This window comes from Bacillota bacterium (genome assembly GCA_036504675.1).
GTDB lineage: Bacteria > Bacillota > Sulfobacillia > JAJYWN01 > JAJZPE01 > DASXUT01.
Map to the genome: position 1 here is coordinate 1 of DASXUT010000005.1, position 7,033 is coordinate 7,033.

8 protein-coding genes are annotated in these 7,033 nt (G+C 65.5%); all 8 read left to right on the top strand.

Annotation, left to right across the window (positions count from 1 at the left end):
• Positions 1–368, top strand: a 368-nt coding sequence (locus VGL40_00355; protein ID HEY3313725.1) for an amidohydrolase family protein, incomplete at its 5' end; no start/stop codon positions are given.
• 57 nt (positions 369–425) lie between these two features.
• Positions 426–1,154 carry a flavodoxin family protein gene (locus tag VGL40_00360; GenBank protein ID HEY3313726.1) on the top strand — a complete coding sequence of 243 codons (729 nt, stop codon included), beginning with the start codon at positions 426–428 and terminating at the stop codon, positions 1,152–1,154.
• Positions 1,155–1,174: 20 nt separating this feature from the next.
• Entirely contained in the window at positions 1,175–2,137 is a 963-nt protein-coding gene (mch, locus tag VGL40_00365) for a methenyltetrahydromethanopterin cyclohydrolase (protein ID HEY3313727.1), read from the top strand.
• Between the two features lie 18 nt (positions 2,138–2,155).
• Entirely contained in the window at positions 2,156–3,676 is a 1,521-nt protein-coding gene (locus tag VGL40_00370) for an ABC transporter ATP-binding protein (protein ID HEY3313728.1), read from the top strand.
• Positions 3,677–3,739: 63 nt separating this feature from the next.
• Positions 3,740–4,504 carry a GntR family transcriptional regulator gene (locus tag VGL40_00375; protein ID HEY3313729.1) on the top strand — a complete coding sequence of 255 codons (765 nt, stop codon included), beginning with the start codon at positions 3,740–3,742 and terminating at the stop codon, positions 4,502–4,504.
• Between the two features lie 67 nt (positions 4,505–4,571).
• Positions 4,572–5,507, top strand: a complete 936-nt coding sequence (locus tag VGL40_00380) for a GNAT family N-acetyltransferase (protein HEY3313730.1) — start codon at positions 4,572–4,574, stop codon at positions 5,505–5,507.
• Between the two features lie 84 nt (positions 5,508–5,591).
• On the top strand, positions 5,592–5,837 hold the full coding sequence (locus tag VGL40_00385; protein HEY3313731.1) for a DUF1540 domain-containing protein: 246 nt from the start codon (positions 5,592–5,594) through the stop codon (positions 5,835–5,837).
• A gap of 338 nt (positions 5,838–6,175) precedes the next feature.
• Positions 6,176–6,898 carry a GntR family transcriptional regulator gene (locus VGL40_00390; protein ID HEY3313732.1) on the top strand — a complete coding sequence of 241 codons (723 nt, stop codon included), beginning with the start codon at positions 6,176–6,178 and terminating at the stop codon, positions 6,896–6,898.
• The last annotated feature ends 135 nt before the right edge of the window (positions 6,899–7,033 follow it).

Genomic DNA, 7,033 nt, shown 5'->3' on the forward strand with positions numbered 1-7,033 from the left:
TGCTCCAGAAGGTCCACCACCGCGACGCCACCCTGCTGTCGGCGGCCACGGTTTTCGACATGGCCACGGCCGGCGGAGCCCGCGCCGCCCGCCTCGACGCCGGCGTCCTGCGCCCGGGGAAGCTGGCCGACGTGGTCATCCTCGACCTCGACGGGCCCCACATCGGCCCGGTCAACGATCTCCTGCAGACCATCGTCTACTGTTCCAAGGCGTCTGACGTCCGGACGACGATCATCGACGGCCGAATCCTGATGCGAGACCGCCGGATCCTGCCGGTCGACGAGCCGGCGATCATCGGGCGGGCCCGTGAGCTGGCCGCCGAATACCAGCGCCGGGCGGTCGGCAAGCAGTTGAAGACCCAATTCTAGGTGGCACAGACCAATGAGTCCCGGGATGAAAGGTCCGTGAGCACGGGGGGATGGGACGTGACGGAAGAGATCCAGGTCAAGATCATCGGCGTCAGCGGCAGCCCGAGGAAGGGGGCGACCCAGTATGCGGTCCGCGAAGCCCTTCAGTCGGCCGAGGAGGTTCCCGGGGTGTCGACCGAGTTCATCGACCTCAGGGGCAAGAAGCTCGGCTTCTGCAACCACTGCAACCGCTGCGTCCGAGAGGGCATCCGGCACTGCGTCGGCAACAAGGAGGACGACCTGACCCCCGAGATTTACGCCAAGATGACCGAGGCCGACGGGTTCGTCTTCGGCTCCCCGGTCTACCAGATGACCATGTCCGCCCAACTCCAGGCGTTCATCAACCGGCTCCGTCCGATCGCCCCGCTGATCCGCGAGGGGCACTGGGCCTCGCGAGTGGGCGGGGCCATCGCCGTGGGCGGGACTCGCCACGGCGGTCAGGAGACGACCCTCCTGGCAATCAACAACTTCTTCCTCTGCACCGGGATGGTCTCGGTCAGCGGCGGCGTCTACGCTTACAACGGCGGGGCCATCTGGTCGCAGGACAAGAAGGAAGAAGGGGCTCACGACGACCTGGTCGGCATCGAGACGGTTCGCGTCCTCGGCCGAAGGGTCGCCTTCACGGCGAAAATGCTGAAGGCCGGGGCCGAACGCCTCTCCAGGGACTTCGAGCCGCTGCGCTTCACCGGGCTTCGGGGCCAGGCCGACGTCGACCGGCGGGCCCAGCGGTTTGCCAACCAGGAATAGCGATTGGGGGAACGGCGTCCTTGCTGAGCGTCAACGCCCGGGCGATGAGAATCGTCCGGAGGATAATCGATGAAGCCGAGGCCCTCGGGGTCGAGGTCCACCGGCTCCCCAACGGGGCCACCGTCATCGACATGGGCGTCGCCCGCCAAGGCGGGTGGGAGGCGGCCCGTCTTTTCTGCCAGGCCACCCTGGGCGGCCTCGGGCGCTTGGAATACGGCTTCTTCGACCTGGACGGCATCGAGCTCCCGGAGGTCAGGGTCTTCATCGACGACCCGGCCGTCGCCCTCCTGAGCAGCCAGCTGTCCGGCTGGCCGCTGAATGAGATGAAGAACGAGGCCGGAGTCGTCCCGCTGGTCTCCGGGCCGGTCAGGGCGGTCGCCCAGCGAGACCGGTTCTCCCAGGCCGTCGCCTATCGCGACGATTCGCCCGAGCTGGTGGCGGGTCTTCAGGACACCCGGTTACCCGACGAGCGGCTGACCGAGCTCATCGCCAAGGAGTGCGGGCGCACGGCCGCCGATGTTTACGTCCTCGTCGCTTCCACGGCCAGCCTGGTGGGGGCGATCAACGTCGTCTCGAGGACCATGGAGACGGCCATCTGGCGCCTGCACAGCCTCGGCCTCGGGGCCGACCGGATCATCTCCGCCTGGGGCAAGGCTCCCCTGCCGCCCCTGACCAACGACGAGTACGAGGCCATGGTCAGGACCAACACTTACACCTACTATGGTGGGACGGTGGGCTTCTTCGTCGACGAGGACGACGCCGTGGTCAGAGCGGCCATGCGGGACTTCCCGCTGGCCCCGCATACCTGCCCTCACTATGGTGTCCCCTTCCGCAAGCTCCTGGAGGACGCCGGCGGGGACATCTTCAACGTCAAGGGCTTCGTCCACTGCGTGACCAAGGGGATCGCCAACAACGTCAGGTCCGGAAAGGTCCACGCCACCGGCGCCGTCGACAAGAGGATGCTCCGATCGTGTTTGGACTGAGGAAAGGCGGGATGGGCTTTGGACGGTGACATCCTCCTGGAGACCCGGGGCATCACCAAGTCATTCCCCGGGGTCCTGGCCAACGACAAGATCAGCTTCGACATAAGGAAGGGCGAGGTCCACGCCCTCCTCGGGGAGAACGGGGCCGGCAAGACCACCCTGATGAGCATCCTCTTCGGTCTCTATCAGCCTCAGGAGGGTGAGGTCCGCTTCGACGGCCGGGCGGTCAGGATCGACTCGCCCAAGGCGGCCCTGCGGCTCGGTATCGGCATGATCCATCAGCACTTCATGCTGATCCCGAACCTGACCGTCCTGGAGAACGTCATCCTCGGCCTGCCGTCGGCCCGGCCGCCCCTGTTGGAACTGGGCAAGGCTCGGGCCGGGGTGCGGGAACTGTTCGACCGATACAACTTTGACATCGATCTGGACGCCTACATCCGGGATCTATCCGTCGGGGCCCAGCAGCGGGTGGAGATCGTCAAGGCCCTCTACCGTCGGGCCAGGCTGCTGATCCTCGACGAGCCCACGGCCGTGCTCACCCCCCAGGAGTCCGAGGAGCTGTTCGGGGTCCTCCGCGGCCTGAGGGAGCAGGGGGCGTCGATCATCTTCATTTCCCACAAGATCGAAGAGGTCCTCGAGATCAGCGACCGGGTCACGGTCCTCCGGGACGGACGGGTGGTCGGAACAGTCCAGACCGCCGCCACCACCCGGGAGGAACTGGCCAGGCTGATGGTGGGGAGAGAGGTCATCACCTCGTTGCCCAAAGCCCCCGCCGAGCCGGGTCCCGTGGTCCTCGAGATGACCGGCGTCACCCTCCAGGGAGGCACCAGATCGGCCCTCCATGAGGTCTCCCTGACCGTTCGAGCCGGTGAGATCCTGGGGGTCGCCGGGGTCGACGGGAACGGCCAGGACGAGCTCGGGGAGGTGATCGCCGGGCTCCGCCGGGGGTATTCCGGCGAGACCAGGGTCTTTGGGAAGGACATCGCCGGGATGAGCGCCAAGGGCCTCATCGAGGCCGGCCTCGGCCACATCCCCGCCGACCGGCGGAGACAGGGGCTGGTCATGGAATTCGATGTCGGCGAGAACATGATCCTCCACGCCCACGACCGCCCGCCTCTGGCCCGCCACGGCCTTCTGGCCCTGGCCAAGATCCGCGAGTACGCTCAGGGTTTGATCGACGCTTATTCCATCAAGGCCCCCGGCAGCGGTACGCCGATCAGGCACCTCTCCGGGGGGAATCAGCAAAAAGTGGTTTTGGCCCGCGAGCTGGACCGGAGGCCCAGGCTTCTGCTGATTCTCCAGCCGACCAGAGGATTGGACATCGGGGCCAGAGAATATGTCCACCGCCAGCTCTTGGAGCAACGGGGCAAGGGGGCGGCCATCGTCCTCATCTCGACCGACTTGGAAGAGGTCCGCTCGCTCTCCGACCGCCTGGCCGTGATTTATGAAGGTCGGATCGTCGGCGAGCTCGACCCGAGGACAGCTGGGGTCGAGAAGATCGGTTTGATGATGGCCGGGGTAGTCGACCGACCGGTCTAGAGGGGTTCCGGGGCACAGGAGGTAGAAAGCGGCTTGGCGATCAGAAGGCTGGAGACTGGACCCTTGTATCACAAGGTGCGGGAGGCCATCTTCGAGTACGTTCAGCGGGGGGAACTCCCGCCCGACAACCGGCTTCCATCCGAGGACACGCTATGCAGCAAGCTGGGCGTCAGTCGCAACACCGTGCGTGAGGCCCTGCTGGCTATGGAACACGAGGGGCTGGTGACCAGGAAACGGGGGATGGGGACCTTCATCCACCCCAGCGCCCTGAAGGCTGGACCCCGCATCGAGCTCGTCTTCGATTTTGCCCAGCTGATCCTGGCGGCCGGATACTCGGACCGCTCGGTCAGCCACCACGCCTACGAAAGCACGGCCGACGAAACCATCGCCGAGCCTCTGGGGATCAAGGTCGGGGACCCCGTCCATGTCCTTGAACCCACCTACAGCGCCGACGGTCAGCCGGTCATCTTCTGCGTCTACTCGATCCCTCACACCGTCACCCACGGCAACTCGGAGATCTTCGAGGCCCGCTATGACTCGTTTTTCTCGGTCTTCAAGGAAGTCACCGGGGGGGCGGAGATCACTCATTCCATCGCCAAGCTGAAGGCCCGGACGGCCGAGGGTAAGGTGGCCGAGGAGCTCGGACTGACCCCGGGAACGCCCATCTTCAGCTGGGATGAGATTCTCTATGACCTGCGGGATCGCCCCGTCCTCTACTCCAAGGTCTACTTCAACACCGAACGGGTCCCCCTGTGCACGATGCGGATGGTGCCGTCCTCGATGTCGCCGTGGGGCGAGACCAGACGGCCGTATGACGAGGACCAATGACTGGGCAGCCTTGAAGTAGGAAGGAATTCCTTCGGCAGGCAAGGAATGCTGAAGGGGGTGACACATAATGCTCGCAGCAACTGGCCGATGGGGACCGCCCGAAAGCGGCGCCTCTTGGCTGTCCGACGACGCCGGCCGCTGGACCTGCGTCAACTATACCGAGCCGACCGATGTCGATACCGACCTCCGCACACTGGGTGGGTCGGTTTTCCGTGGCGACGGGGCCATCTTCGCCGTCGTCCCATCGCCGGAGGGCGAGAGCGGGGAGAGCCGGCTGTACTTTGCCTGCCGCGACGCGGTCTTCCTGGAGCGCGGGTTGAAGGCGGCCTTTCTCGGCGAGGGCGCCGTGGAGTCGCTGGCCACCGGGGAAGGCGCGCCCTTCCCGCCGACCATCCCCCTACGGGCCGTCGTCTTCAACCTGGATCGATTGCCGGTCACCCAGTTCACCCGGATCATGGTCAGGTTCAAGTTCTTCCCGCGCCTTCATTTCCTGGATTACCGGCTGCGACCTTTGTCTGGCGCCAGGATCACTTTCCCGGGGCTGCCCGGCGAGCACGCCGTCCGCCCGGCGGCGCCCGGCGACGTCCCAACCATCGCCCGCTATCTCGAGTCCCTCGACGACGCCATCCGCCCGGGGCCGACCGAAATCAGTCAGGCCATTGCCGGCTCGACGGAAGTCACCGGAGGCACCTCGGCCATTCTGGTGCTGGTTGATGAGAGCGACCCGGGAATCGGTCCACTGGGCTTCGTCTGGGTCGAGCTCTACGGCCCCGAGCTGGAGCATCTCTTTGTCAAGAGCCTGCACGTGGCCGAGGCTTATCGGCAGCGTGGCTTCGGTCGGCGGCTGCTTGACGAGGGGCTCAAGTGGGGCCTTGACCGCCGCGCCGATCGGGCGATGGCCTGGGTGGACGAGGATGACCGGCGGCTCAGGCGGCTCATCGAGTCGGTCGGTTTCTACTTCAGCGGGGATGAAGAAGTGCACCTGATCAGACGCGGGGAATGAGGCCGACGGCCGCGCCAGTCGGGCATAGGCTCCGCCGGACCATGGCACACTAGGGCCAAAGTCCTTGAAAGGGGCGAGGCCTAAGTGCCAGGAGTGAAGTGCACCATCGACAACTGCCATTACTGGGTCCCGGGGAACGAATGTCAAGCTCGGGAGATCCTCATCACCAATGACGCCGTCGCGGCGAAGCTGCCCAACCGTTATGACGCCAAGGAGGTCGACTCGATCGTCAACGTGATCGGCGAGAGCCCGGCCTCGACGTGCACGGATACCTGCTGCAAGACCTTCGAGCAGGGGGGGAGCAAGCGGGGCCAGGGCGGCGGGGGCTAGGGCGGCGGGGGCCAGGGCGGCGTGCAGAGCCGCGGTGGCAATCAGGGCCGCATGAGAGTCTGAAGCAATTCAGGAGAGCTGAGTCAATCGCCCATCGATCTTACGGACGGCCCGCCTAGCGGGTCGTTTTTCTGCGTCCTGGTGGCCACTCCGCGGCCCGGACCGGGCTCCCCCCTGAGAAATCGCCGGGGCCCTGGAAAATCGCCCTGGAAGATCCTCAATTGGCAGGGAATAGCCAACCCCGAGATGAACCCCGCCTGATAGGGTGCGAGCATGGCAGGTCTTTCTCGACCCGACACCGAATCCCAAACCTAATTGGCCCGGTCCGGAAAAAGAGGGTGGGTCGAACGCTGTTTGAACAAGTCCGCCAAAAACGTGGCTCCCAGCAGGTCGCCGACCAGATCCGGGAACTCATCATCAACGGGACCCTCAAGCCGTCCACCCAGCTGCCTTCGGAACGGGAGATGGCGGTCCAGTTCGGAGTGAGCCGGGCAACCTTGCGGGAAGCCCTGCAATCCCTGGCCTCCCTCGGCTACCTCGAGGTCCGGCACGGGATCGGGACGACAGTCTCGCAGCACGCCGCCATCGGAGACCCCGGGCTGTGGGTCCCGTGGCTGGCCAGCCATCGCGACGACGTGGTGACCTTGCTGGATGTCCGTGAAGCCCTCGAAGTCAAGGCGGCGGCCCTGGCCGCCGAAGCGGTGGCCGCCAGGCGGCCGGAGACGGCCGAGATGATGAAGGCCGTCGCCGCCAATCTCGCCTCCTGGGGCAAGACCTCGGTTCGGGACGACATCGTTGATATCGAGCGGTTGGACATGCAGTTCCACCTGTTGATCACCGAGATGTCCGGGAACAGCCTTCTCCTGCGGCTCGACACCTCGATCAACCATCTGATCAGCGACCGGAAAGGGGTCATGTCGGTGCCCGGCCGATCAAGGCAGTCTTTGGCTGAGCACCGCCAGATTCGGCGGGCCATCCGGGGCGGCGATCCCGGCGCCGCAGCGTCCGCCATGGCCGCCCACATGGCTTCCCTGAAGGCCACGGTAAGAGAGCTAGCCTAGGAGCCCGTGTTGGTAACAGCCGGTATTGACCAGGGATGAGGCTTTCGGATACCGAATTCCTAAGTCATGAACAAGACTTTTCGTCCTTACGAGCCCAACCAGGTTCTGCTGTTGCCTCCAGTGTTGCAGGACTGG

What these genes read in the sequence shown, in the direction of transcription:
- VGL40_00380 (HEY3313730.1), top strand. Translation starts at nt 4,572, where the DNA reads ATGCTCGCAGCAACTGGCCGATGGGGACCGCCCGAAAGCGGCGCCTCT.